We start from the raw sequence: 25,285 nt of genomic DNA, 5'->3' as shown, positions 1-25,285 counted from the left end.
GTCTTTTTCTTATAATGTGTTGACTAATCTTTTTAATCTAAGTGCAATAACTCCAAAAACAGCTTCAATAATTATTGAATTACTCATTTTGGATTGCCCTTTTGTTCTATCGGTAAAAATGATGGGAACCTCCGTAATTTGAAATTTTTTACAATACGTTCTGTATTTCATTTCAATTTGAAAAGCGTATCCAACAAATTTTATCTTATCTAAGTTGATCTCTTCGAGCACTTGTCTTTTGTAACAAACAAAACCCGCTGTGGCATCATGAATCTTCATTCCGGTAATCATTCGTACATAAACCGATGCAAAATAGGACATCAATACTCGGCTCAACGGCCAGTTTACCACATTTACTCCGGTAACGTAGCGTGAACCAATCGCTAAATCGGCATCTCCAAAATGACATGCATTGTATAATTTCTCTAAATCATTTGGATTATGGGAAAAATCAGCGTCCATTTCAAAAATGAAATCATATTTATGCTCCAATGCCCATCTAAATCCATGAACATAAGCCGTTCCCAGACCCGATTTCTTTTCTCTTTTTTCCAAAAACAATCTACCTCCAAATTCAGATTGAAGTAAAACCACCTTATCAGCAGTATGATCCGGTGAATTATCATCAATAATAAGAACATGAAAAGATTTATGCTGCGAAAACACCGATCGAATAATGCTTTCTATATTTTCAATTTCGTTATAGGTAGGAATTATAACAATACAATCATTCATATTTTGACTAATTTCACCGCAAAAGTAAACTTTTTATGCCATTTCATCCTTAATAAAATTATAATAAAAAGAATGATATAAAAATTAGTAATTTTGCAGCGTTATGATCGAAAATATACTTCATCCAAGAATAACTGACAGCAAAGACTGGGCAACCGTGCTTTTTGTTCTGTCATTTGCTATTATTGCTGTTACAAAATCCGTTTTCGAAAACAGATTCGGTGATTTTGCCAATTTAATTTTTTCCAACAAATACAACAAAGTATACAGAGACAGCAGCCACCTAAAAAGCGGTTTCACCATCTCTTTATTTTTTGTCCAAGTCATTTCGCTTGCTTTCTTCATTCAAATTGCGCTGAGTTATTTTGGTTACGCCTCAAAAACAGATTGGATTCTTTATATTCAAATATTTACTTTCCTAGCGTTCTTTATTTTATCAAAATATTTGATAGAGAAAATAATAGCTACTTCATTCAATATTGAAGAATTTATGGAACAGTTTAACCTCCAAAAGGTGACTTACAGAACCTATATTGGACTATTCATACTCCCGTTCAATATTATTTTGTTTTATTACGACTCCTTTTCAAGAAATATTCTACTGCTAATTATAGCCATAGTGTTGATAATCAATATTATGACTTATTTGATTTCAATAAAAAATTATCAAAATATAATATTCGGTAAGTTGTTTTATTTTATTTTATATCTTTGCGCTCTTGAAATAGCCCCCTATTATTTTATGTATTATTGGTTTACAAAAGGGAGTGCTTAGAAACCGTTAAATATGAAAGTGAAAACAATTTTGGTGTCACAGCCTGAGCCTAAAGTGGAGAATTCCCCTTACTTTGAACTTCAACAAAAGCATAAAGTAAAAATTGATTTCAGACCTTTTATTCATGTAGAAGGAGTTAATGCAAAAGAGATTAGACTTCAAAAAATTGATCTTAATCATTACACCGCTATTATTTTAACGAGTAAAAATGCTGTAGATCACTTTTTCAGAGTGGCTGACGAAATGCGTTATAAAGTTCCGGAAGGATTAAAATATTTCTGCCAATCAGAAGCTATTGCTTTTTACCTGCAAAAATACGTAGTGTATAGAAAACGTAAAATCTACGTTGGACCAAAAGATTTTGCTGATTTATCTCCGCTTATAAAAAAATACAAAGACGAAAAATTCTTATTGCCTGCTTCAGACCAATTAAATGCCGATGCGCCAATAACGTTAAATGCTTTAAAAGTAGACTGGACACCAGCTGTTTTTTACAAAACTGTAATGAGTGATTTATCCGATTTAGCCGATGTATATTATGATGTTTTGGCTTTCTTTAGCCCAACCGGAATAAAATCATTGTTTATGAACTTCCCAGATTTCGAGCAAAATAATACTCGAATTGCAGTTTTTGGCAGTACTACTCAAAAAGAAGCATTGGATCATGGTTTAAGAGTGGATATCCTCGCTCCAACACCAGCAACTCCTTCAATGACAATGGCTTTGGAAAAATACATTGCTGAAGCAAATAAAGGAAAATAAAAAATTACTTTTCAGATACAATTACAAAAGCCATTCGCAATCCGAATGGCTTTTTTTATGACATAAATTACAAAAACAGCTCAATATTCTTTTTAGTAATCGTTTTTTACTTAATTTTGATTTTCAATTAAAACTAAATCTCACATTTTAGTTTAAAATAGCAACTCATGAAAATTAATTCCCTAATAGTAGAAATTGACGGTATCGACAAAGAAATTTTACGCGACCTGATGGAAGATGCCCGAAAACCAATTCTTCAAATCGCCAATAAAATAGGGATTTCAGGTGCCGCAATTCATCAACGTTTGAGAAAACTGGAGCAATCCGGCGTTATTTCGGGATCAAAATTCACGGTAAACAATAAAATCCTGGGTTATAATACGATGGCTTTTGTTGGAATTTATTTGGACAAAGCAGCCAGAAATCCAGAAGCAGTAAGAGATTTAAAAAAAATTCCTGAAGTATTGGAATGCCATTACACCACAGGAAACTGGTCGATTCTGATAAAAATTATTTGTCGCGATAACGAACATTTAATGCAATTGCTCAATACAAAAATCCAAGCGATAGAAGGTGTTTCCAGAACAGAAACCTTTATTTCCTTAGACCAACAAATCGACAGACAGATTCAATTATAGTTTTTTGGTTAATCGTTGATTGGTTATTTGATAAAAAAACCGCCTTGTTTTCACAAGACGGTTTTTTCTATAATCCTCTAAAGATCTAATAATCTAATTCCTTCTTCCTCCCATATAAATCGAAACGTAATACAACAGCGTTGCAATAGATCCCAAAGCAGCCACGACATATGTTCTGGCAGCCCATTTCAAGGAATCTTTGGCTCCTGCTTGTTCTTGCTGCGTCAACATTCTTTTATTTTCTAACCAAGCTAATGCACGATTACTTGCATCATATTCGACTGGCAAAGTAACAATCGAAAACAAAGTGGTTGCCGCAAAAATGATAATTCCTACCAATAGTAATTGTGGAAAAGTCTTCATCATCAAGATTCCCGCAAGCAAAATCCATTGCATGTACGTTGAGGCCACATTCACCACCGGCACTAATTTGGAACGCATCGTCAACCATTGATACCCCACAGCATGTTGCACGGCGTGACCACATTCATGCGCCGCAACAGCAGCCGCAGCCGCATTTCGTTGGTTGTAAACCGCCTCACTTAGATTTACAGTTTTATCTACTGGATTGTAATGATCCGTCAAACGTCCCGGTGTAGAGATCACTCTCACGTCCCGAATTCCGTTATCGGCAAGCATTTTTTCGGCGATTTCAGCGCCAGACATTCCGTTTTGTAATTGTAATTTAGAATAATGTTCAAATTTGCTTTTTAGTCTTGAACTAACTAACCAGCTGAAAAGCATAATTGCTCCGGCAAGAATCAAATAACCCATTCCCATATTTTTGTTTTTTAATTGTATTGTTAAAGTTATAAAAGAAACATCAAAATCTGAACCAATTTTTTACAATGTCAATTTGGCATTCATAAAATGGAACGCAGATGAAACGGATTTTTGCGGATTTTTATGAATTAAAATAAAAAATCCAAATTCTAATAATTAGAATTTGGATTATATATCTGTTGTTGTAGAGACGCACTGCAGTGCGTCTCTACGGTGCGTCTCTACAGGAATGGATACCTATCCCACCAAATTGATGATTTTTCCCGGAACAATAATCACCTTGTTTGGCGTTCTTCCTTCTAATTGTTTGATGGTTCTTTCGTCTTTCATTACGATTTCCTCGATTTGTTCCTTGGTTAAATCCAAAGGCAAAACCATAGTGAAACGCATTTTTCCGTTGAAAGAAACCGGATATTCTTTGCTGCTTTCTACCAAATGTGCTGGTTCGAATATTGGAAAATCAACCGTTGCAATAGAACCTGTATTTCCTAACAATGACCATAGTTCTTCGGCGATGTGTGGCGCATAAGGCGAAATCACAATTGCTAATGGCTCCAAAATAGCACGAGAATGACAGTTTTGAGTGGATAATTCATTCACGCAAATCATAAACTGACTCACCGATGTATTGAAAGAGAAACCTTCAATATCTTCTGCTACTTTTTTGATGGTTTTGTGCAATGATTTTAAGCTGTCTTTGGTTGGTTCGTCATTGGTAACTATCAAACCATTATCGTCAAAATACAAACGACACAGTTTTTTCAAGAATCCAAAAACTCCCGAAATTCCTGCCGTATTCCAAGGTTTTGCTTGTTCCAATGGCCCTAAGAACATTTCATACAAACGCAACGTATCAGCTCCATATTCGTTACAAATATCATCTGGCGTTACGACATTGTATTTCGATTTCGACATTTTTTCGATTTCCCTACCTACTATATATTTATCTTTATCCAAAATGAATTCAAAATCTTTAAAATCAGACCTCCAATTTTTAAATGCCTCAACATCTAATTCATCCGAAGAATTTACTAGAGAAACATCAACATGAATTGGAGTAAAGGCAGTCAATTCTAAATCCCACTCAACATTTCCATTCCCAATAACTTTATATTTCTCTAATTCTTTATCTACAATATTCGTAATAACATCATCATATTCTCCTTTAATAGCACTCAAATATGATGTTCTAGAAATAACATATCTCTTTGGTTTAATAATCCCTAAATCAGGATTAACATTTTTCACACCAACTCCAAAACCATACACAAACGCACTCATTCCCAAAATCATTCCCTGATTAATCAGTTTTTTGAACGGCTCTTCGGTAGGTGCAAAACCTTTGTCTTTTAGGAATTTATTCCAAAAACGAGAATACAATAAATGTCCGGTGGCGTGCTCGCTTCCGCCAATGTATAAATCCACACTTTCCCAATACGCAAGTGCGTCTTTGCTCGCAAACTCCTTTTCATTGTGTGCATCCATATAACGCATCCAATACCAAGAACTTCCCGCCCAACCCGGCATCGTGTTCAATTCTAAAGGAAAAATGGTCGCGTTATCTACTAACTGAGTACTAACAACTGAAGACTGAACACTGTCCCAAGCCCATACCAAAGCATTTCCTAAAGGCGGCAAACCTTCTTCGGTTGGCAAGTATTTCTCTACTTCCGGAAGGATTATTGGCAAATGTTTCGCATCAATCATTTGCGGCAAGCCATTCACATAATATACTGGAAACGGTTCTCCCCAATACCGCTGGCGAGAGAAAACAGCATCACGCAAACGGTAATTCGTTTTTCCTTTTCCTAGGTTTAATTTTTCTAACTCTTCTATTGCTTTCTTGGTCGCTTCCTTGTAATTCAATCCGTTTAGGAAATCGGAATTGGCGATAATTACATTGTCTTTCGAACCATAGGCGACTTCAGAAATATCCACATTTGCAAAAATGTTCTTTATTTCCTGCATTCCGTTTTGATCTTTAAAGAAATTTGCAAAGGCATAATCTCTTTCGTCACCACAAGGAACCGCCATAACCGCGCCTGTTCCGTAACCTGCCAAAACATAATCCCCAATCCAAACCGGAATTGGTTCTTTGGTAAAAGGATGTTCAGCATATGCTCCGGTGAATACTCCCGAAATGGTTTTTACATCAGCCATACGTTCCCTTTCGGAACGTTTTGAAGTTTTTTCTATGTAGGTTTCCACTTCCGCTTTTTGTTCCGGAGTGGTTATTTGTGAAACCAATTCGTGTTCTGGTGCCAATGTCATAAACGTCACTCCGAAAATGGTATCAGGTCTTGTAGTAAACACATCGATATATTGCTGCTCACTTTCGACATTTGACTTTTGACTTTCGACTTTAAAAGAAACCGTTGCTCCAACGGATTTTCCAATCCAGTTTCTTTGGCTTTCCTTGATGCTTTCGCTCCAATCAATAGCATTCAAACCTTGTAACAAACGTTCTGCATAAGCAGAAATTCGCATGCTCCATTGGGTCATTTTTTTACGAACAACCGTAAAACCGCCACGTTCTGAAACACCATTTACGATTTCGTCATTTGCCAAAACGGTTCCTAATCCCGGACACCAGTTCACCTCAGTCTCGGCTAAATAAGTCAATCTGTATTGCAGCAAAATTTTCTCCTGCTGTTCTTTTGCGAAAGCGTTCCATTCATTTGCTGAAAAAGCTTCAATATTTTCATCGCAAACTGCATTTACATTCGTATTTCCTTCCGTTGAAAAAATGGAAACCAAAGTCGAAATATCTTCTGCTTTATCGCTATTTTTATTGTACCAAGAATTGAATAATTGGATAAAAATCCATTGCGTATGTTTGTAATAATCGGGATTTGAAGTGCGAACTTCTCTACTCCAATCGAAGGAGAATCCAATTTTATCCAATTGCTTTCTGTACCCGGCAATTTTATTTCCTTCTTTATCCGTTCCTCCGTCAATATTTACCGAAGTAGTATCTTCAGGCCGTTGCCCCGTTTGAATCGCATATTGTTCCGCAGGCAAACCAAAACTATCGTAGCCCATTGGGTGCAACACATTAAAACCTTGGTGTCTTTTGTATCTTGAATACACATCAGAGGCAATATATCCCAGCGGATGTCCTACGTGCAATCCCGCTCCAGATGGGTAAGGAAACATGTCAAGTACGTAATATTTAGGTTTTTCTGAGTTGTTTTCGGCTTTAAACGTTTCGTTTTCTAACCAATATTTCTGCCATTTGGCCTCTATTTCGTTCGGATTGTATTTCATTTTTATAAAAGTTGCAAAGTTGCAAAGGGACAAAGCCTTGAAGGCTTTCTCACGATGACTATTTTTAGGTCGCAAATTTACGTTTATTGTACGAAAGTTAAAACTTTGAGCGTTATTAACTTTAAATAAAGAAATTCTTTATTATTTTTACCCAATAATTTCAATAAACTATGACTTCTAACTTTGATAAATTTCAAAAACGCAGATTAATTTCCTCTTATTTTTCAGTAGTGCTAAGTGTATTCTTAGTTTTATTTCTATTGGGTGTTTTGGGTCTTTTTATTATAAATTCTAAAAAATTAGCTGACGATTTCAAAGAAAATATTGCCATGACCGTTTTCTTCAAAAAAGAAGCGAATGACAGTATTCTGAAGGCTTTTGGAACCGAATTAAAATCAAGCCGTTTCGCAAAATCATACGATTATGTGACCAAAGAAGCTGCTGCAAAACAACATACGGATATTATAGGAGAAGATTTTATGGAATTTCTTGGAGAAAACCCATTGCAAAACTCTTACGATATTCACTTGAAAGCCGATTATGTAATCAAAGACAGTATTGCAAAAATAGAAACCCGCTTACGCAAAAACGCCATGGTTTCGGATATTGTGTATGACAAGCAATTAGTGAATTTAGTCAATGACAACATCAAAAAAGTAAGTATGTGGATTTTAATAATCAGCGGATTCTTAGCCGTGATTGCCGTATTACTGATTAATAGTTCGTTGCGTTTATCAATACATTCCAACCGATTTATCATTAAAACCATGCAAATGGTAGGTGCAACCAAGGCCTTTATCAGAAAACCATTTGTGGTAAGAAGTATAAAACTGGGAATGATTGGCGCAGGACTTGCCATTATTGCGTTAATTGGTGTTTTGATTTACGTTGAAACTAATTTTCCAAATCTTGGCATACTTGACGATAAAGCTTTAATTGGACTGGTATTATTGACCGTTTTAGGAATTGGAATATTGATTACCTGGTTAAGCACGTATTTTGCAACACAACGTTTCTTGAATTTAAGAACGGACGACTTATACTAATGTTTATTCGTTGATTTGGTCATTTGTTTATTCAAATTCTCACCATTCAGCTTTTTAAATCAACACCATAAAATGAAAAACAACGAACAGAAACCAGAATTTCTTTTTGACAAAATAAATTATAAAATTCTATTAATTGGGATTGGAGTAATTGCCTTAGGATTTATTCTAATGGCTGGCGGAGGAAGTGATGACCCAAATGTTTTCAATGAAGATATCTTTAATTTCAGAAGAATTCGATTGGCACCAACTACCGTTTTAATCGGGTTTGGAATTACTATTTATGCCATTCTTAAGAATCCAAAAAAATAGCAAACAGTAGCCAGTATTCAGTGTTCAGTTAGTAACAGACTGAAAACTGAAAACTGATCACTGAAAACTGATCACTATATAATGAATACATTACAAGCATTTTTAATTGCTGTTATCGAAGGATTAACAGAATATCTTCCTGTTTCTTCAACAGCTCACATGGTTTTTCTAAGTTCATATTTTGGGATTCAAGAAGATGATTTTGTGAAACTATTCCAGGTTTCCATTCAATTTGGAGCCATTCTCGCTGTTGTCGCTTTGTATTGGAAGAAATTTTTTGATTTCTCTTCAAAAAGTGTTGCAATCAACTTTTACATAAAACTTATTTGTGCCGTAATTCCAGCTTTGGTTTTAGGAAAATTATTCGATGATAAGATTGAAGCAGTTCTTGGAGATCCTATTCCCATTGCGATAGTTTTAATTTTAGGCGGAATCATTTTATTATTTATTGACAGTCGTTTTCAAAGCCCAACGGTTCTTCAAGAAGAAGACATCACCATTAAAAAAGCAATAACCATCGGTTTTTGGCAATGTTTAGCGATGATGCCGGGAACAAGTCGTTCTGCCGCTTCTATAATTGGCGGCATGCAACAAGGATTAACGCGTCACGCTGCAGCAGAATTCTCTTTCTTTTTAGCGGTTCCAACGATGATGGCAGTAACGTGTTACTCTGTATTTTTGAAAACCTACGAAACCTCACAAATGAAAGGTTACGAATTGATTTTAAAATCAAATGAAAACATACAATTATTCTTAATAGGAAATGTTGTTGCTTTTATCGTTGCCATTATCGCTATTAAATTCTTCATTGAAATAATCAAAAAATACGGTTTCAAACCTTGGGGATGGTACCGAATAATAGTAGGCGTGTTTTTATTGATCTACTTTTCATTCTTAAAATAATTCCCATTGAAAACAGCCGAAGATTATCAAAACGGACAAATTTTACTCATTGACAAACCCTTGAATTGGACTTCTTTTCAAGCGGTGAATAAAATGAAATGGGCTTTAATCAGCAAAATTAATCTTCCAAAAAAATTTAAGATTGGTCACGCCGGAACTTTAGATCCTTTGGCAACTGGATTACTGTTAGTTTGTACCGGAAAATTTACCAAAAGAATTACTGAACTTCAAGGTCAAGCCAAAGAATATACCGGAACTTTCTATATTGGAGCCACAACGCCTTCGTATGATTTAGAGACAGAAATAGATCAAACTTTCCCGACGGAACATATTGACGAAGCTTTAATTCAGGAAACAGTCAAGCAGTTTTTAGGGGAAATAGACCAGAAACCACCCATTTTTTCGGCCATAAAAAAAGATGGTGTTCGCTTATACGAACATGCACGTGCTGGAGAAACAATCGAAATTGCGAGTAGAAAAACAACCATTCACGAATTTGAAATTACTCGAATCGCACTTCCAGAAATAGATTTTAGAGTCGTTTGCAGCAAAGGAACTTACATTCGTTCTCTGGCTTTTGATTTTGGGAAAGCGATGAATTCCGGTTCCCATTTAACCGTTTTACGCAGAACAAAAATTGGAGATTATGATGTGACTGATGCAATGGACGTTACTTTATTCGAGGATAGCCTAGAATCAAATAATTAGTATTATGGGTCATTTAAGAACCTTATCCGTTTTCTTATTTTTTACTTTTTCTGTTTTTTCTCAAAATAAAAAATTCACTTATACACAATTTGACGTAGCTTTTTCTATCAAAGGAAATCCGGATCGAGGCGAAACTGATCTAAATGGAAACACTGACAATTTATGGTTTCTACCCGATGGATTGAGCAGTAAAATAGGATATGGAATACATCATAACAAATGGGTTGGTTTAGGAATTCACTCTGGTATAGACTGGAAGTGGACCGACAAACTGGTTGTCGTTCCTGTTTTTGCAAATTTAAAGTTAAGTCCCAAAATTGGTGACGATACTAGAATTACGCTACAACTCGGTTTAGGAAAAGCAATTGCTTTGGGTCGAGGTGATTTGATGGGGGATTATAAAAAAATCAGTTTGGGTTTACAAACGGCTGATGATCTTATTTTATTTGTTGAAGTAAGTCATTATGAGATTCCCATTAATAATCAAAGAGATAGTGGCAGCATCAGTTTAGGACTTTCCTTAGTCTCTTTTTGAAGGAAAACATTTTAGGCTGTTGAAAAACTAGCCTTTTAATACTTCCTACACCCTCATTTGTAATCAAAAAGCAAAAACACATGACAAATCCAAAATTGAATTTGCGATGTGTTTTTTCTAAAGTTAAAGTAGTTTTAATCCATACTCTATTTGTCTAGTTAGGCTCACGCCAATGGTTTAATAATTAGTTGCTTTTTTACCTCCAAATAGTAAATGTGACAAATAATCATAAAACTTTTCAAATCGTTTTTTCATGATGCTGTTTTTTAAATTGTGAAACAATATTTAAACACCTATAAAAAAAGTAAATCAAATACAAATAGTAAACCTGGTTGGCAGTCACTAATTTACAAATTTTTTTTCGATTTACAAAAAAATAACGAAAAAAAAGTCTAATTATTTGACCTCAATAAACATAGAATTTCTTGTTCTATATTAAAGCTTTTTTGACAATTATGAGGCAACAGAAGTTATGAATGTTACTATTTTTTAAATGCTACTGCTCTAAATCAAGCATCAAGTTAACCAATTCATTTTGGGTGCTTATTCCTTTATCATGCAAATACCATAATTGTAAGTTGTTTTTTGCTGTTTCGTCAAAACTTCCAAACTCTTTTTTATAATCCGTAATCAAATCGGTGGCGCCTTTGGGTCTTGGGCCCCATTTTCCAAGAACACTTCCTGTTTGTTTATCTACAATAATCACTATTGGAATTGATTTGTTTTTATTGGTCAAAAACAACTTCATCAATTCGTCATTTTCATCACGCAAAACAATTTTCAATTCTATTTTACCGGAATCAATCGCCATTCTGTTCATAATTGGCAAAAGCTGGGCTGCATCACCACACCATCCTTCAGAAATAACTAACCAAATGTATTCACTTTTTAAGTTCTTTAATTTCAGAATATTCTCCTCGGTAATTTTCATCGTTTTATCCAAACGCTTCATTCGGGTTTCATTTAACTCACTGTAATGATTTAAATCTTCTGATTGTTCATTACCGGTTGACTTTCCTTCAAGTAATAAATCTGAAACTAGTTTTCTATACTCCGAATAGGAATAACTATTAAACAAGGCTTTAGCTACTGTACTTTTCATAATGAAATATTTGTTTTCACAAAGTTACCATAAAATTGGAGCACAAATATGATATTCATCACTTTCAATTCCACAAAAAGAGTAATTTTATCCCAAATAAAAAAGATGGATTTAAAAACAAAATCGATAGGGTTGGTACTTTCCGGCGGAGGTTCTAAAGGTATAGCTCATGCTGGTGTTGTTAAATTTTTAGAAGAAAAAAACATCCGTCCGTCTCAAATAGCAGGGACAAGTGCAGGTTCAATTGTTGGTGCAATGTATGCGTGGGGAAAAACGCCCGAAGAAATTTTGGAATTTTTCAAATCGATATACCTTTTTCACTGGAAGCATTTAACGTTCAAAAAAGCCGGTTTAATTGATTCTGAATCCTTCAAATCTTATTTTCACACTATTTTTAAAGATGCCACTCTAGGTGATTTAAAAATCCCGATTCAAATTACAGCAACCGATATGGTTCGCGGAAAATTAAAAATATTTGATCAGGAAACAAAAATCATCGATGCTATTTTAGCTTCCTCAGCATTTCCCGGAATCTTGTCTCCGTATGAAATTAAAGGAAAAATATACAGTGACGGCGGGATATTGAATCATTTTCCCACTGATATCTTACAAGGACAATGTGATACATTAATAGGTGTTTATGTGAGCCCGATTCAAAAAATAGAAGCCAAAGATTTAAGTTCGATTAAAGCGGTGACCACTCGGGCATTTGATATTCTTTCGGCAAATTCTAACCTGCATAAATTCAATATTTGTGACTGGGTTATTGAACCAAAGGATTTGTGTTTGTACAGCACCTTTGAAACCAACAAAGTGAAGATGGATGCTGTTTTCAACATTGGCTATGAAGCCGCAAAAAAATCGTACGAAAAACTTAATTTATAAAATTTCAGCAACATTATTTTAAAAAAAAAGAATATTCTATATTTGCACCAATCAACTCAACACACACATGAAATACAAAAGAATTCTTCTAAAACTAAGTGGAGAAGCTTTAATGGGCGACTTGCAATACGGAATTGACCCAAAAAGATTAGCTGAATATGCTGATGAGATCAAGCAAATTCATGAAAAAGGAGTAGAAATAGCCATTGTAATAGGTGGTGGAAATATTTTTAGAGGAGTTGCCGGAGCAAGCGCAGGAATGGACAGAGTGCAAGGCGATTATATGGGAATGCTGGCTACAATTATCAACGGAATGGCTTTACAAGGTGCGCTGGAAGATAAAGGAATGCTTACCCGTTTACAAACTGCCTTGAAAATTGAAGCGATTGCTGAGCCATATATTAAGAGAAGAGCGGTACGACACCTTGAAAAAGGAAGAATTGTAATTTTTGGTGCTGGAACCGGAAACCCATATTTCACAACTGATACAGCTGCCGTTTTACGTGGTGTGGAAATCAATGCCGATGTAATCCTAAAAGGAACCCGTGTTGATGGTATCTATGATTGTGATCCGGAGAAAAATGCTTCTGCCGTGAAATTTGACCATATCTCTTTTGAAGACGTCCTTAAAAAAGGATTGAATGTAATGGACACCACTGCATTTACATTAAGCCAAGAAAATAAATTACCAATCGTAGTTTTCGACATGAACAAAGTAGGAAACTTATTGAAAATCTGCGATGGAGAAAATATAGGAACCGTAGTAAATATATAATAGACTACTTAGATTGTTAGATTTTTAGACTAGATCATTAATAAGTCTAAAAATCCAAGAATCTAAAAATCTAAAAATCTAAATTATGACTGAAGAAATTGAATTTATATTAGATAGCACCAAAGAATCTATGACAGGTTCTATTGCGCATTTAGAAAAAGAATTTTTGAATATTCGTGCAGGGAAAGCATCTCCGGCCATGTTGGGAAGCGTTTTTGTAGATTATTACGGATCTGCGACACCCCTTTCTCAAGTGTCAAAAATTAGTGTACCTGATGCCAGAACAATTACGTTGCAACCTTTTGAAAAAAATATGCTGCACGTAATTGAAAAAGCAATTATGGTTGCCAACATTGGTTTTAATCCAATGAATAACGGTGATGTAATTATCATAAGTGTTCCAGCATTGACTGAGGAAAGAAGACGTGATCTTGCCAAACAAGCCAAAGTAGAAGCCGAAGATGCAAAAGTGGGTATTCGAAATGCTCGAAAAGATGCCAATACTGATATTAAAAAATTAGAAAAAGAAGGAACATCAGAAGACATTTGCAAAAGTGCCGAAGAAGAAGTTCAAAACCTAACGAATACTTTCATCAGGAAAATAGATGAACTTTTAGTGGTGAAAGAAGCTGAAATTATGAAGGTGTAAATCCCTTTCAAACTATATTAAAAATCCGTTCGCTTAGGGGAACGGATTTTTTTATTGTTATTTTTGCGATACCAAAATGAGATTATACCCGTTTTGCAGTAAACCCTATTTATGAAGCAATTGTGTTTGTTATTCTTTTTTTTAACGCTTTCGCTACAGGCGCAATTTCAGGTCAATGGAATTGTGAAAGAATCCACAACCAACAAATCCTTGCCGTTTGCCACGATTACCACAAATAATGGTCTAAATTCCATCTCTGATGTCGATGGGAAGTTTAGTATTGTAACTGTAATTCCCTTTACAGCTTTTGATATTTCGTATATTGGTTTCACCAAAGCTAGGATTGCCATCGAAAAAAATAAAAATTATTATGTTGTCGTTCTTTCCCAAAAAACGGATAATTTGAATGAAGTGAGGATTTCAAGCGAAAACCCGGCTTTGGCAATTATCAAGAAGACAATCGAAAATAAAGACAACAATAATCCCCAAAAAAAGCTCCGTAGTTTTGAGTTTAAATCCTATAACAAACTTATTGTAACCGCAAATCCTGACTCTATTGACGGAAGAATCGATTCTGTTTTTGTCCAAAAATCTATTGGAAAACAATTCTCAAAAATTGACTCCTCCGATTATAAATTTAAAGAAGTCATCAGTAAACAGCATCTTTTTCAAACCGAAAAAGTGTCACAATATCAATTTGCGAATGCCAGATTAAAAGAAACGATATTAGGTACCAAAATGGCCGGTTTCAAGCAACCAGTTTATGAAGTCATTGCTTTTAATTTGCAGTCATTCTCTATTTACGACTCCAGTTATGAGCTTTTTGAAACCAAATACAACAGCCCCATTGCAAATGATGCGCTAAAAGATTACAATTACAAACTCCTGGATTCACTTATCATTGACGGTCGAAATACGTACATGATTTACTTTAAAAACAAGAAAAAAAGAAAAGCATCAGGACTGGAAGGCGTGCTTTATATTGACCAAAATAATTTTGCTGTCGCCAAAGCGGTAATGCGCATAAAAGGCGTTCTTGACATTAGCGGGATTCATGATTTTAAGTACATCCCCAATGAAAAATTATGGTTTCCAACGGACAAAACTTTTAAAATTGTAAAAGGCAAAAATGATGAAGATATAAAAATCCTTGGCGGAACCATTCAATTTGATGGCGATGTAGAACGAGATTTTAAAGAAAGAAAAAAAGTCGCCTCAGATTTCACCTATTTGCTTTCGCACACGAATAATTTTGAAATTCAGTATAACATTCCGATACAAATTAAAAAATCGGCTATTTATATCGAAATCAAAGACGATGCGATTAACAAACCGGAACGTTTTTGGAACACCTACAGAAAAGACAGTTTAGACAGCCGAAGCCAAAAAACGTATTTGGCATTGGACAGTATTTCAGTTAAAAAACGAATTGAAAGTCGCATCCGCTTTGGACGGAAAATCATCAACGGATATTTACCCATCGGAAAATTCGACTTAGACTTACGCAAATTGTTCAGCTATAATAATTACGAAGGATTTAGATTGGGAATTGGCGGAATCACCAATGAACAATTTTCAAAAAAATTCAGAATCGAAGGCTACACCGCTTATGGAACAAAGGATGGGAATTTCAAATATAATTTAGGAATGGCGGCTCGGGTTGGCAAATTTTCGAATTCCTGGATTGGAGTTTCCTATACTGATGACATTCGAGAAATTGCAAGTACTGTATTTACAATTGACAAAAAAGCGTTTAAAATCTATAATCCAAGACCAATAAACATCAGTACATTTTACAATTATGTGAGTTGGAAAACATTTATAGAAACAAAAATTATCCCCAAAACAGAAAGCTTATGGGAACTTTCCCGTGCCGCAATAGAACCTAAATTCAATTATATATACAACCTGAACGAGAAATTATATACGAGTTACATCATGACAACTGCGATGGTTTCTTTGCGTTGGAATCCGTTTAGCGATTACATGCAAACGCCTACGGGACGAATTGAAGTAGAAAAACGTTTCCCGAAATTCACTTTTCAATACACACAATCCTTACCTAATGTTTTGCAAAATGATTTTGAATTCAGCAAAATAGATTTCAAAACAGAATATGAAAAAATATATTTAAACGGTCAAAAAACAAGTTTACTTTTCGAAGCCGGTTATGCTCTTGGTGATGTACCGCTGACACATTTGTACAATACCTCTCCTAATAATATCACCAAGGAAACTATCTTGCAGCGGATGACTTTTGCAGGAAAAAACAGTTTTGAAACCATGTTTTTCAATGAGTTTTTCTCAAGTGAATACGCCTATTTTCAATTCAAACATGGCTTTAGCCGCGTAACACTGTTCAAAAAAGTAAAACCTTCCTTAGTTCTCGTTTCAAGAATGGCTTGGGGGAATTTACAAAAACCGGAACAACACATCGGGTTGGATTATAAAACCCTCAACAAAGGTTATTTCGAATCTGGATTAGAACTCAACCAAATTTACAATGGCTTGGGATTAGGCGGATTTTACCGCTATGGCCCGAATCAGCTGAGCAAATTTCAAGATAATATAGCTGTCAAAATAAGTTTCGTTCTTGATTTGGGACTTTAATGACTCGAAACGAATTTTAGTCCAATAATAGAACTGATTAAAGTGGTAATGAAGAAAATTCGCCAGAAATCAGCAGGTTCTTTAAACACAAAAATTCCAACCAAAACCGTTCCCACCGCACCAATTCCTGTCCAAACCGCATAAGCTGTTCCGATGGGCAAAGTTTGTGTGGCTTTGTAAAGCAATACCATGCTTATTGCCAAGCAAATCAAGAATCCGCCCAACCATAATGTTGCTGTCATTCCGGAACTTTCTTTGGCTTTGCCCAAACAAGTTGCAAAACCTACTTCAAAAATCCCACCTATAATTAATAAAATCCAGTTCATGTTATTGTTTTAAAATTAATACCGAAGGAACGCCGCTTAACCAGTCACTTCTGGAGTCTACTAATTCTTTCCAACTTTCAAGACTAATTAACATTAAATCTTGTTGGTCTAAAAATTCTTTTTTAATTATTTTATCCGTTATCAAACCAATATTCTTCGGATATTTTTGTTCCAAAGAATCAATAGCGCTCTTGATTACAAAATTAGTATTGACATGCCCATTGACATCCAAAATAACAATTTTAGAATTGTTGTTGTAAATTAATTTTTGGATATAATCAATCACAAATGAATCTTCGGGGCTAAAAATTGGAATAAAAACATGATTTACGTGCTGTAAATCTTTATCGATCAAAATCCCTATTGGCATCTTGGTTTTAGAAATAATCTGTCTGGTTCTTTCGTCAAAAGGGGAGTTTTCGAACAATCCTTCTTTCCCGATAAACTTATCGATTAAACGGTCTGGGTTGATTATTCTTGTTGTAAAACCGATTACTTTTCCAAGAATAGTCCCTTCAAATATTGATTTTCCCAAACCTACCAACAACAAATCATAATCCCCTTGATTGGCAACATCAGCGATTTCGGTTTCAATATCCATGGTTGCTTTAAAAATAGTGGTAATGTCCTGATTTAACAGTTGGGATTCTTCAACAATAGGATAAAAACTACTTTTCTCTTTGTCATCCATATTAAAAGTATGCATCTCATCACTTAAGGACAAATGCATCACCGTAATACTGGCAGAATCTTTTTGTTTTTTTATCAAGCTATTCGCCAATCGCAACAAGGATTTGCCTTTTTCATTGTTCCCAAATGAAATTAAAATGCGGTATTTATTATGGTGTGTTTGTTCAACAATTTCAACACCATCTTTAGTTTTAAAGATATAATTGATTAAATCCAAGGCTGGTCCAGTCATAAAAGTGGTCACTAATGCCATGATTACCATCATCGTAAATACCTCGGGAGTCAAAACTTTAAGCTCTAAACCAATATTTAAAACGATCAATTCCATTAACCCTCTGGTGTTCATCAACGCACCAATGGTCAAACTGTCTCGCCAACTCTGACCTACAAATTTCGCTGCCAAAGCACTTCCTAAAAATTTTCCCACTACGGCCACCAAAATAATAAAACCCGTCACTTTCCATAAATATGGATCGTTGATAAGGCCAATTTCGGTTTTCAAACCCGTGAACACAAAAAACAACGGCAGTAAAAGTATCAAAGCAACATCCTCTACTTTTTCAATGAATATGGTTCTGAATTTTGGAACATCCGGCATAATAGCTCCCGCCATAAACGCTCCAAATAATGCATGAATCCCAATCACTTCGGTAGCATAGGACGAAAGAATCAATACCAGAAAAAAGATAGCCACGACCGGTTTGATTATAGTGTCTTTCGAACCATACAAATCCCCTATTCTTTTCAAAAATGGTTTTACAATAAAAATCATGGCAACAACATAAAGTACTGCCAACATAATAATGTATAATGAACTGACGAAAGTTCCCGCTTTTACAATTGCAATTACCACAGCCAGAATACACCAAGCGGTAATATCATCGGCAGCAGCACACGTAATGACAATTGCCCCTAATTTCGTTTTGTGAATTCCTCTTTCCTGAACGATTCTTGCCAGAACCGGAAAAGCGGTAATGCTCAGGGCTATCCCCATAAACAAACTGAAAGCTAAAAATTTCACACCTTCGGGAGCAAATCGATTGTAAACAAAATAAGCCAGCCCAATTCCGAGTGCAAAAGGAATTACAATACTGGCGTGACTAATCACCACCGCTTCATTGGCTTTGTTTTTCAGCACTTTCAAATCGAGTTCCATCCCTATCACGAACATAAAAAGTATCAATCCTATCTGGCTTAAAAATTTTAAATTCCCTAAGGATTCAGCAGGAAACAAAGCACTTGAAAATTCCGGAAAATACAATCCCAATAAGGACGGTCCAAGGACAATACCCGCAATAATCTCCCCTATTACTGATGGTTGTCCAATTTTCTTGAAAATCCAACCAAAAACGCGAGCCACAAGGATTATCGTGATGATTTGTGCCAAAAGGATGGCTAAAGGATCCTGAAAATTATGTTGCATGGAAGCTATAAAATCATTCCAAGAACCGTTTCCGCTTTCAGGCGTTACGATAACCTCACTAACTTCTAATTTTTTTCCTTTATTTATAATCCAATACATTAAGGCAATGAAACCGCCTGTTACACTTAAATAAAACAATGTATTTTTATAATTCTTCATATCAATTTTTATGTATTCGTACTCAACTCTAAAAAAACAAAGATGAGAAATTCAAATGTATAATTTATATCCCACAAAATTATTTTATTGTAAAATAAAAAACGGGGATAATTAGTCATAAAATTTTAGTTAAAATAAATGATTTATAGCGGTTTTAACTACCTTTGCCACCGTTAAATATGACTTATGATGAAGTGGTTTAGTTTAGGATTTTGGGAATTAATAGCCCGAATTGTCCTTAGAAATAGAATTTTGATGTTATCCATTATTGTAGCGATAACAGCTCTTTTAGCAATGCAATGGAAGAATATCCACTTCACTTTTACCGAAGCCAATTTATTACCGGATGACAATATTGTAAATATACAGTACAATGCCTTTTTGAATAAATTTGGTGAAGAAGGAAATCTTGTCATTATCGGCGTAAAAGACAACGCCATTTTTACCCCAAAAGCTTATGCTTCCTGGAGTAAACTGATAAACACTCTTAAAGAAGACAAAGCGGTAGATTTAGTAATTTCATTAAATAACTTAAAAAAATTACAAAAAAATGATTCGCTGGAAACCTTCGAATTGGTTCCTTTTGTTGACCAAAGCAAAACCGTTGACAAAGCCTATCTTCAAAAAATAAAAAAGGAACTTTTCAATGATTTGCCTTTTTATGAAGGATTGCTTTTCAACAAAAGATCAGGAAGCATTCGCTCTGCCGTTTACATGGATAAAAAAATTGTAAACACGGCGGCTCGAAAAGATTTTATCCTAGAAAAACTCGTTCCTGCAGTCGAAACATTCGAAAAAGAAACCGGAGTCGACCTGCGCGTTTCGGGAATGCCTTATATCCGAACGCTGAATGCAAAAACGATTGTTGACGAAATAAGCATCTTCATTGGAGCCTCATTATTGGTCACGTCATTGCTTTTCTTCTTCTTTTTCAGAAGTTTTAGAGCTACCTTAATATCAATGGTAATTGTAATTATTGGGGTAATGTGGTCTTTTGGGTTTTTAGGATTACTGAATTACGAAATCACGGTTTTAACGGCTTTAGTTCCTTCTTTAATCATCGTAATCGGGATTCCGAATTGTATTTTCCTGACCAATAAATACCATCAGGAATACAAAGTCCATCGTAATAAAGCCAAAGCATTACAGCGTGTCACCACCAAAGTGGGAATGGCAACACTAATGACCAATCTTACCACAGCCATTGGTTTTGCTACATTTGTCGCTTCAAACAATCAATTATTATTGGAATTTGGGGTGGTAACTTCTATTAATATCATGGCACTTTTCTTTTTGTGTATCATTGTAATCCCTATTTTTCACAGTTACATTCCACCACCAAAAGACCGTCATATCGAGCATTTAGACCGTAATTATGTCAAGGTTTTTATGGATTGGATTCTGAGAAACGTAAAGTACAATCGCTTCTCTATTTACGTCGTTGCCATTCTTCTTTTGGTGATTAGTATCGTAGGTATTTACAAAATGCGTATTTCAGGCAGTTTAATCGAAGACATGCCTAAAAAAGAAGCCTTTTTTGAAGACATTGTTTTCTTCGAAAAAGAGTTTGATGGTGTTATGCCGCTGGAAATCATGATTGATACCAAACGTAAAAAAGGAGTCATGAGATTGTCTACGCTGAGGCGGATGGAAGAACTCGAGCAAACTATTGACGAAATTCCGGAACTGTCAAAACCCATTTCTATTGTTAATTTGGTTAAATATTCCAAGCAAGCGTATTACAACGGAAACCCTGAATATTACGAATTGCCTACGTCACAGGAACAATCGTTTATTTTGTCGTATGCTAAAAATGCCACGAAAAATTCCAAAGACAATCTGATGAAAAGCTACGTGGATTCGACAGGACAATTTGCCCGAATCACAACTTTTATGCGCGATGAAAACGGTGATAATATTGCCAAAATTGAAGCCGAAATTCGCAAAAAAGCCGATAAACTTTTCCCGCCAAGTCAGTATAACGTTAGTATTACCGGAAAAGCATTGGTTTTCCAAAAAGGAACCGGTTACCTACTGGACAATTTACTTTCGTCTTTGGTTTTTGCCTTTTTCCTGACCTCCCTTTTGGTGGCGTTTATGTTCCGTTCGTTCAAAATGGTACTGGTTTCCATTATCCCGAATTTATTGCCTTTGTTGTTAACAGCAGGAATTATGGGCTATTTGGATATTCCGTTGAAACCATCAACGATTTTGGTTTTCGGAATCGCATTTGGACTTTCGGTTGATGATACGATTCGATTTTTAGCGCAATACCGCGAGGAATTGAAGAAAAATAACTGGAAAATTCGCAAGTCGGTTTACGCCACATTTACAGATGCCGGTTTGAGCATGTTTTATACTTCTATCGTGCTATTCTTCGGGTTTTCGGTGTTTATGTTGTCCAGTTTTGGAGGAACAATCGCTCTTGGCGGATTGATTTCGTTGACATTATTATTCGGAATGCTGTCGAATTTGATGTTATTGCCGGCTTTGGTATTGACGTTGAATAAAACATTGGCCAACGAACAGGAATTCATCGAACCAAAAATTGACATCATCGAACACACCGATGAAGAGATTGACAATTTCGAAAAAAATAAATAGTCGTTGCGAGAAACGAAGCAATCTGGAGCTGTTTACTTCGTCAGTTCGCTACGCTCGTGTCCCGCTATTCGTTACAATCTTTTTCAATCCTGTCAGGGTTTTGAACCCTGACAGGATTTGGAATTGTGGAAACTACAAGTGATTTCACTAATCCATTTTATCTGAAAGGTTACAAAACGGCACAGGAAATTTATCCGAAGATTTCTGTAAGATTTCAAATAACTCCATTCGTTTAGCCTCGATAGCAGCGGCATCCTTTTACTTTTTTCTTTAAAAAGTAAAAGATATAGCGAATAGCGGGAAATAGCTCCAGATTACCCTATTTCTCACCATGACAATTACAAACAAATCATTTATATTTGCAGTTCAGTCACAAGACAATTTTTAATATCAATTATACACATAAAATGAGACATACAAAAGTTAAAGACTTACTAAACAGTACCACGACGCTTCATGAAGTAAATGCAAAAGGATGGGTGAGAACTTTTAGAAACAATCAATTTATTGCCTTAAACGATGGTTCGACCATTGATAATATACAATGTGTTGTCGATTTTGAGAACACGCCAGACGAAACGTTGAAGAGAATTACGACTGGAGCAGCAATATCTGTGACAGGAACTTTGGTGGAAAGTAAAGGTGCCGGACAGAAATTTGAAATTCAGGTGGCTAAACTGGAAATCCTTGGAGATTCAGATGCGGAGAAATTCCCAATACAACCTAAAAACAAACCGAGCTTGGATTTCTTGCGTGAAAATGCGCATTTAAGAGTTCGTACCAATATGTTTGGAGCAATTATGAGAGTGCGTTCGGTATTATCGTATGCGGTTCACAGTTATTTTCAGGAGAAAGGTTTTGTGTATGTAAATACGCCAATCATCACCGGATCGGATGCGGAAGGTGCCGGTGAAATGTTTAAAGTTACCGCTTTGCCATTTGACGGAACGCCAAGAACCGAAGACGGAAAAGTGAATTATAAAGAAGATTTCTTCGGAAAAGAAACGAATCTTACGGTTTCGGGACAACTGGAAGGAGAAACTTTTGCGATGGCTTTAGGTCAGATTTATACTTTTGGACCAACCTTTAGAGCTGAAAACTCGAATACTTCGCGTCACCTTGCGGAATTTTGGATGATTGAGCCGGAAGTGGCGTTCAATGATTTGAATGACAACATGGATTTGGCTGAAGATTTTATTCAGTATGTAATCAAATATACCATGGACAAATGTCCGGAGGATTTGAAATTCCTTGAAGGACGTTTATTGGATGAAGAGAAATCAAAACCGGTTGCAGAGAGAAGCGAAATGGCTTTGCTTGACAAACTAAACTTTGTTTTGGAAAACAATTTCAAACGTGTTTCGTACACAGAAGCAATTGATATTTTAAGAGATTGTACGCCAAATAAAAAGAAAAAATTCAACTATATCATCAACGAATGGGGTGCTGATTTACAATCAGAACACGAGCGTTACTTGGTGGAGAAACACTTTAAATGTCCGGTAATCTTGTTTGATTACCCAGCAAATATCAAAGCATTTTACATGCGTTTGAACGAAGACGGAAAAACAGTTCGTGCGATGGATATCCTTTTCCCTGGAATTGGAGAAATCGTGGGAGGTTCTCAAAGAGAAGAGCGTTTTGATGTTTTGGTTGAAAAAATGAAAGCCTTAGGAATTGATGAAGAAGAATTATGGTGGTATCTTGATACTCGTAGATTCGGTTCAGCAGTTCACTCTGGTTTTGGACTTGGATTCGAAAGATTGGTATTATTTGTAACAGGAATGACAAACATTCGTGACGTAATTCCTTTCCCTAGAACGCCAATGAATGCGGAATTTTAATAAAAAGTTGATTTGTGGATTTGGTTATTTGTGGATTCGATTCCAAATAACCAAATAAACGAATACCCAAATAAACTAACATGCTAAAGCAATTCTTAAATTTAAAATTATCACAGAAATTATCTCCTCAACAAATCCAGTTGATGAAGTTAATTCAATTGCCTACGCAAGCTTTCGAACAACGTTTATTGGAAGAAATGAACGAAAATCCAGCTTTGGAAGCCGGAAAAGAAGAAGATGAACATGAAAAGGACGAGTTCGAAAACGAAGATTATGACGATTATGATGATTCAGAATCGGATAGAATTGAAGCCGAAGACATCAATATTGACGAATATTTAAGCAACGACGAAACTCCGGATTATAAAACACAGGCCAACAATTACAGCGACGACGATGAAGATCGCGAAACGCCTTTTGCCGCACCGGTGAGTTTTCATCAAGATTTAATCAATCAGTTGAATACGTTCATCCTGAATGATGAAGAGCGTGAAATTGCTGAATTTCTAGTAGGAAGTATCGACGACATGGGTTATATCCGCAGAAGCGTTCCTGATATGGTGGACGACATGGCGTTTACACAAGGCATTTACACCGATGAAAAAATGGTAGAGAAAATGCTGCAGGTAATTCATGAACTGGAACCATCCGGTGTAGGAGCGCGTGATTTGCAGGAATGTTTGTTGTTGCAGTTGAAACACAAAACACCAACGGAATACGTGGAACTAGCCACTGATATTATCGAAAATCAGTTTGATGCGTTTACCAAAAAACATTACGATAAGCTGTTACAAAAATACAATGTTTCGAATGAGCAACTGAAAAAAGCCATTCACGAAATAGAAAAACTGAATCCAAAACCAGGCGGATCCTTTACCGGAAACAATAAAGTGACGGAAAATGTAGTTCCTGATTTTGCCATCAGAATTGTAGACGGTGAACTGGAATTGACCTTAAACGGACGAAATGCTCCTTCCCTGCACGTTTCGAAAGATTATCAGGAAATGATGCAAACGTATAAGGATTCCCGTGATAAATCAGCTCAGCAAAAAGATGCGGTGCAATTTATCAAACAAAAACTGGATTCGGCTAAATGGTTTATTGATGCGATTCGCCAACGCCAGGAAACGCTTTTTGTAACCATGAATGCGATTATGCATTATCAGGGCGACTATTTCCTGGATGGTGATGAAACCAAGTTGAAGCCGATGATCCTGAAAGATATTGCTGACATGGTAGGTCTTGATATTTCGACGATTTCGCGTGTAGCCAACAGCAAATATGTAGAAACGCCTTATGGCACGAAACTGATTAAGGAATTTTTCTCGGAAGCAATGAAAAATGACCAAGGTGAAGATGTTTCTACACTGGAAATCAAGAAAATTCTTCAGAATACAATTGAGGAAGAAGACAAGAAAAAACCACTTCCTGACGATCAACTAGCAGAAATCCTAAAAGAAAAAGGCTATCCAATCGCGAGAAGAACAATTGCAAAATACAGAGAACAACTCGATATTCCGGTGGCGAGAATGAGAAAGAAGATGTAAAATTGTTGATTTTAGATTGCTGATTAACGATTTGAGATTTAGTGTTGCTAAAAAAAACATTATGGATTATATATTTTATTGTGCAGTTTTTCTTTAAAACAATCTAAACAACAATGTTTCTATAAAAAGACAAACCCTTTCGGAGTTCTAAACTCTGAAAGGGTTTGTCTTTTTCATAACTTTATATTTCAATCCAGTTTCGTCTCC

21 protein-coding genes are annotated in these 25,285 nt (G+C 35.6%); 15 read left to right on the top strand and 6 right to left on the bottom strand.

Annotation, left to right across the window (positions count from 1 at the left end):
* Positions 1 to 9 precede the first annotated feature (9 nt).
* Positions 10 to 735 carry a polyprenol monophosphomannose synthase gene (locus tag E0I61_RS03620; protein WP_131990379.1) on the bottom strand — a complete coding sequence of 242 codons (726 nt, stop codon included), beginning with the start codon at positions 733 to 735 and terminating at the stop codon, positions 10 to 12.
* Between the two features lie 103 nt (positions 736 to 838).
* Between E0I61_RS03620 and E0I61_RS03615 the strand changes: the two genes are divergently transcribed.
* The 3 genes from E0I61_RS03615 (at position 839) to E0I61_RS03605 (ending at position 2,910) form a co-directional block, all read left to right on the top strand.
* The gene (locus E0I61_RS03615; protein ID WP_131990380.1) at positions 839 to 1,510 is read left to right on the top strand and encodes a DUF4271 domain-containing protein; all 672 of its coding nucleotides are present in this window, start codon (positions 839 to 841) and stop codon (positions 1,508 to 1,510) included.
* Positions 1,511 to 1,522: 12 nt separating this feature from the next.
* Positions 1,523 to 2,272, top strand: a complete 750-nt coding sequence (locus tag E0I61_RS03610) for a uroporphyrinogen-III synthase (RefSeq protein WP_131990381.1) — start codon at positions 1,523 to 1,525, stop codon at positions 2,270 to 2,272.
* 167 nt (positions 2,273 to 2,439) lie between these two features.
* Positions 2,440 to 2,910, top strand: coding sequence for an Lrp/AsnC ligand binding domain-containing protein (locus E0I61_RS03605; protein WP_073352582.1), 471 nt, complete (start codon positions 2,440 to 2,442; stop codon positions 2,908 to 2,910).
* Positions 2,911 to 3,003: 93 nt separating this feature from the next.
* On the opposite strand, the gene E0I61_RS03600 is transcribed toward E0I61_RS03605, so the two are convergent.
* Both E0I61_RS03600 and E0I61_RS03595 read right to left on the bottom strand, forming a co-directional pair.
* Positions 3,004 to 3,690: a zinc metallopeptidase gene (locus E0I61_RS03600; protein ID WP_132069470.1), complete on the bottom strand. Its 687-nt coding sequence runs from the start codon at positions 3,688 to 3,690 to the stop codon at positions 3,004 to 3,006.
* A gap of 240 nt (positions 3,691 to 3,930) precedes the next feature.
* Positions 3,931 to 6,960 (bottom strand): leucine--tRNA ligase, encoded by a 3,030-nt coding sequence (locus tag E0I61_RS03595; RefSeq protein ID WP_132069468.1) that lies wholly within the window; start codon positions 6,958 to 6,960, stop codon positions 3,931 to 3,933.
* A 170-nt stretch (positions 6,961 to 7,130) separates the two neighbouring features.
* Here E0I61_RS03595 and E0I61_RS03590 point away from each other — a divergent pair, with 170 nt between their 5' ends.
* The 5 genes from E0I61_RS03590 to E0I61_RS03570 all read left to right on the top strand — a co-directional run bounded on the left by E0I61_RS03590 (position 7,131) and on the right by E0I61_RS03570 (position 10,464).
* Entirely contained in the window at positions 7,131 to 8,006 is an 876-nt protein-coding gene (locus E0I61_RS03590; RefSeq protein ID WP_132069466.1) for a cell division protein FtsX, read from the top strand.
* Positions 8,007 to 8,078: 72 nt separating this feature from the next.
* Positions 8,079 to 8,318 carry a DUF3098 domain-containing protein gene (locus E0I61_RS03585; RefSeq protein WP_132069464.1) on the top strand — a complete coding sequence of 80 codons (240 nt, stop codon included), beginning with the start codon at positions 8,079 to 8,081 and terminating at the stop codon, positions 8,316 to 8,318.
* 81 nt (positions 8,319 to 8,399) lie between these two features.
* Complete coding sequence (locus tag E0I61_RS03580) at positions 8,400 to 9,221, top strand: undecaprenyl-diphosphate phosphatase (protein WP_132069462.1); 822 nt, start codon at positions 8,400 to 8,402, stop codon at positions 9,219 to 9,221.
* A gap of 6 nt (positions 9,222 to 9,227) precedes the next feature.
* Positions 9,228 to 9,929: a tRNA pseudouridine(55) synthase TruB gene (gene truB / locus E0I61_RS03575; RefSeq protein WP_132069460.1), complete on the top strand. Its 702-nt coding sequence runs from the start codon at positions 9,228 to 9,230 to the stop codon at positions 9,927 to 9,929.
* A 4-nt stretch (positions 9,930 to 9,933) separates the two neighbouring features.
* The gene (locus tag E0I61_RS03570) at positions 9,934 to 10,464 is read left to right on the top strand and encodes a hypothetical protein (RefSeq protein ID WP_132069458.1); all 531 of its coding nucleotides are present in this window, start codon (positions 9,934 to 9,936) and stop codon (positions 10,462 to 10,464) included.
* A 496-nt stretch (positions 10,465 to 10,960) separates the two neighbouring features.
* Here the strand turns inward: E0I61_RS03570 and E0I61_RS03565 are convergent, their stop codons facing one another.
* On the bottom strand, positions 10,961 to 11,566 hold the full coding sequence (locus tag E0I61_RS03565; protein WP_132069456.1) for a thioredoxin family protein: 606 nt from the start codon (positions 11,564 to 11,566) through the stop codon (positions 10,961 to 10,963).
* A 105-nt stretch (positions 11,567 to 11,671) separates the two neighbouring features.
* On the opposite strand from E0I61_RS03565, the gene E0I61_RS03560 reads away from it, so the two are divergent.
* The 4 genes from E0I61_RS03560 to E0I61_RS03545 all read left to right on the top strand — a co-directional run bounded on the left by E0I61_RS03560 (position 11,672) and on the right by E0I61_RS03545 (position 16,485).
* Complete coding sequence (locus E0I61_RS03560; RefSeq protein WP_131990390.1) at positions 11,672 to 12,451, top strand: patatin-like phospholipase family protein; 780 nt, start codon at positions 11,672 to 11,674, stop codon at positions 12,449 to 12,451.
* A gap of 67 nt (positions 12,452 to 12,518) precedes the next feature.
* Positions 12,519 to 13,226: a UMP kinase gene (gene pyrH, locus E0I61_RS03555; protein WP_131914855.1), complete on the top strand. Its 708-nt coding sequence runs from the start codon at positions 12,519 to 12,521 to the stop codon at positions 13,224 to 13,226.
* Between the two features lie 85 nt (positions 13,227 to 13,311).
* Positions 13,312 to 13,875 carry a ribosome recycling factor gene (frr, locus tag E0I61_RS03550; RefSeq protein WP_131990391.1) on the top strand — a complete coding sequence of 188 codons (564 nt, stop codon included), beginning with the start codon at positions 13,312 to 13,314 and terminating at the stop codon, positions 13,873 to 13,875.
* 111 nt (positions 13,876 to 13,986) lie between these two features.
* Positions 13,987 to 16,485 (top strand): DUF5686 family protein, encoded by a 2,499-nt coding sequence (locus tag E0I61_RS03545; protein WP_132069454.1) that lies wholly within the window; start codon positions 13,987 to 13,989, stop codon positions 16,483 to 16,485.
* On the opposite strand, the gene E0I61_RS03540 is transcribed toward E0I61_RS03545, so the two are convergent.
* Together E0I61_RS03540 and E0I61_RS03535 are read right to left on the bottom strand one after the other, a co-directional pair.
* Positions 16,482 to 16,811, bottom strand: coding sequence for a DMT family transporter (locus E0I61_RS03540; protein ID WP_131914852.1), 330 nt, complete (start codon positions 16,809 to 16,811; stop codon positions 16,482 to 16,484). The two genes, E0I61_RS03545 and E0I61_RS03540, sit on opposite strands and share 4 nt — an antisense overlap.
* A 1-nt stretch (position 16,812) precedes the next feature.
* Positions 16,813 to 19,083 (bottom strand): cation:proton antiporter, encoded by a 2,271-nt coding sequence (locus E0I61_RS03535; protein ID WP_131990393.1) that lies wholly within the window; start codon positions 19,081 to 19,083, stop codon positions 16,813 to 16,815.
* A gap of 186 nt (positions 19,084 to 19,269) precedes the next feature.
* On the opposite strand from E0I61_RS03535, the gene E0I61_RS03530 reads away from it, so the two are divergent.
* The 3 genes from E0I61_RS03530 (at position 19,270) to rpoN (ending at position 25,078) form a co-directional block, all read left to right on the top strand.
* Positions 19,270 to 21,687, top strand: a complete 2,418-nt coding sequence (locus tag E0I61_RS03530; protein ID WP_132069452.1) for an efflux RND transporter permease subunit — start codon at positions 19,270 to 19,272, stop codon at positions 21,685 to 21,687.
* A 407-nt stretch (positions 21,688 to 22,094) separates the two neighbouring features.
* Positions 22,095 to 23,531, top strand: a complete 1,437-nt coding sequence (gene asnS / locus E0I61_RS03525) for an asparagine--tRNA ligase (protein WP_131914848.1) — start codon at positions 22,095 to 22,097, stop codon at positions 23,529 to 23,531.
* 80 nt (positions 23,532 to 23,611) lie between these two features.
* Entirely contained in the window at positions 23,612 to 25,078 is a 1,467-nt protein-coding gene (gene rpoN, locus E0I61_RS03520; protein ID WP_132069450.1) for an RNA polymerase factor sigma-54, read from the top strand.
* The last annotated feature ends 207 nt before the right edge of the window (positions 25,079 to 25,285 follow it).

Source organism: Flavobacterium ranwuense, from assembly GCF_004349315.1.
GTDB lineage: Bacteria > Bacteroidota > Bacteroidia > Flavobacteriales > Flavobacteriaceae > Flavobacterium > Flavobacterium ranwuense.
Note: the sequence above shows the minus strand (reverse complement) of the source record. Positions and strands in the feature narration are given on the sequence as shown.

Excerpts from the sequence above, each read along its gene's own strand:
- E0I61_RS03620 (WP_131990379.1), bottom strand. The coding sequence starts at position 735 with ATGAATGATTGTATTGTTATAATTCCTACCTATAACGAAATTGAAAAT.
- E0I61_RS03615 (WP_131990380.1), top strand. The coding sequence starts at position 839 with ATGATCGAAAATATACTTCATCCAAGAATAACTGACAGCAAAGACTGG.
- E0I61_RS03610 (WP_131990381.1), top strand. The coding sequence starts at position 1,523 with ATGAAAGTGAAAACAATTTTGGTGTCACAGCCTGAGCCTAAAGTGGAG.
- E0I61_RS03605 (WP_073352582.1), top strand. The coding sequence starts at position 2,440 with ATGAAAATTAATTCCCTAATAGTAGAAATTGACGGTATCGACAAAGAA.
- E0I61_RS03600 (WP_132069470.1), bottom strand. The coding sequence starts at position 3,690 with ATGGGAATGGGTTATTTGATTCTTGCCGGAGCAATTATGCTTTTCAGC.
- E0I61_RS03595 (WP_132069468.1), bottom strand. The coding sequence starts at position 6,960 with ATGAAATACAATCCGAACGAAATAGAGGCCAAATGGCAGAAATATTGG.
- E0I61_RS03590 (WP_132069466.1), top strand. The coding sequence starts at position 7,131 with ATGACTTCTAACTTTGATAAATTTCAAAAACGCAGATTAATTTCCTCT.
- E0I61_RS03585 (WP_132069464.1), top strand. The coding sequence starts at position 8,079 with ATGAAAAACAACGAACAGAAACCAGAATTTCTTTTTGACAAAATAAAT.
- E0I61_RS03580 (WP_132069462.1), top strand. The coding sequence starts at position 8,400 with ATGAATACATTACAAGCATTTTTAATTGCTGTTATCGAAGGATTAACA.
- E0I61_RS03570 (WP_132069458.1), top strand. The coding sequence starts at position 9,934 with ATGGGTCATTTAAGAACCTTATCCGTTTTCTTATTTTTTACTTTTTCT.
- E0I61_RS03565 (WP_132069456.1), bottom strand. The coding sequence starts at position 11,566 with ATGAAAAGTACAGTAGCTAAAGCCTTGTTTAATAGTTATTCCTATTCG.
- E0I61_RS03560 (WP_131990390.1), top strand. The coding sequence starts at position 11,672 with ATGGATTTAAAAACAAAATCGATAGGGTTGGTACTTTCCGGCGGAGGT.
- pyrH (WP_131914855.1), top strand. The coding sequence starts at position 12,519 with ATGAAATACAAAAGAATTCTTCTAAAACTAAGTGGAGAAGCTTTAATG.
- frr (WP_131990391.1), top strand. The coding sequence starts at position 13,312 with ATGACTGAAGAAATTGAATTTATATTAGATAGCACCAAAGAATCTATG.
- E0I61_RS03545 (WP_132069454.1), top strand. The coding sequence starts at position 13,987 with ATGAAGCAATTGTGTTTGTTATTCTTTTTTTTAACGCTTTCGCTACAG.
- E0I61_RS03540 (WP_131914852.1), bottom strand. The coding sequence starts at position 16,811 with ATGAACTGGATTTTATTAATTATAGGTGGGATTTTTGAAGTAGGTTTT.
- E0I61_RS03535 (WP_131990393.1), bottom strand. The coding sequence starts at position 19,083 with ATGAAGAATTATAAAAATACATTGTTTTATTTAAGTGTAACAGGCGGT.
- E0I61_RS03530 (WP_132069452.1), top strand. The coding sequence starts at position 19,270 with ATGATGAAGTGGTTTAGTTTAGGATTTTGGGAATTAATAGCCCGAATT.
- asnS (WP_131914848.1), top strand. The coding sequence starts at position 22,095 with ATGAGACATACAAAAGTTAAAGACTTACTAAACAGTACCACGACGCTT.
- rpoN (WP_132069450.1), top strand. The coding sequence starts at position 23,612 with ATGCTAAAGCAATTCTTAAATTTAAAATTATCACAGAAATTATCTCCT.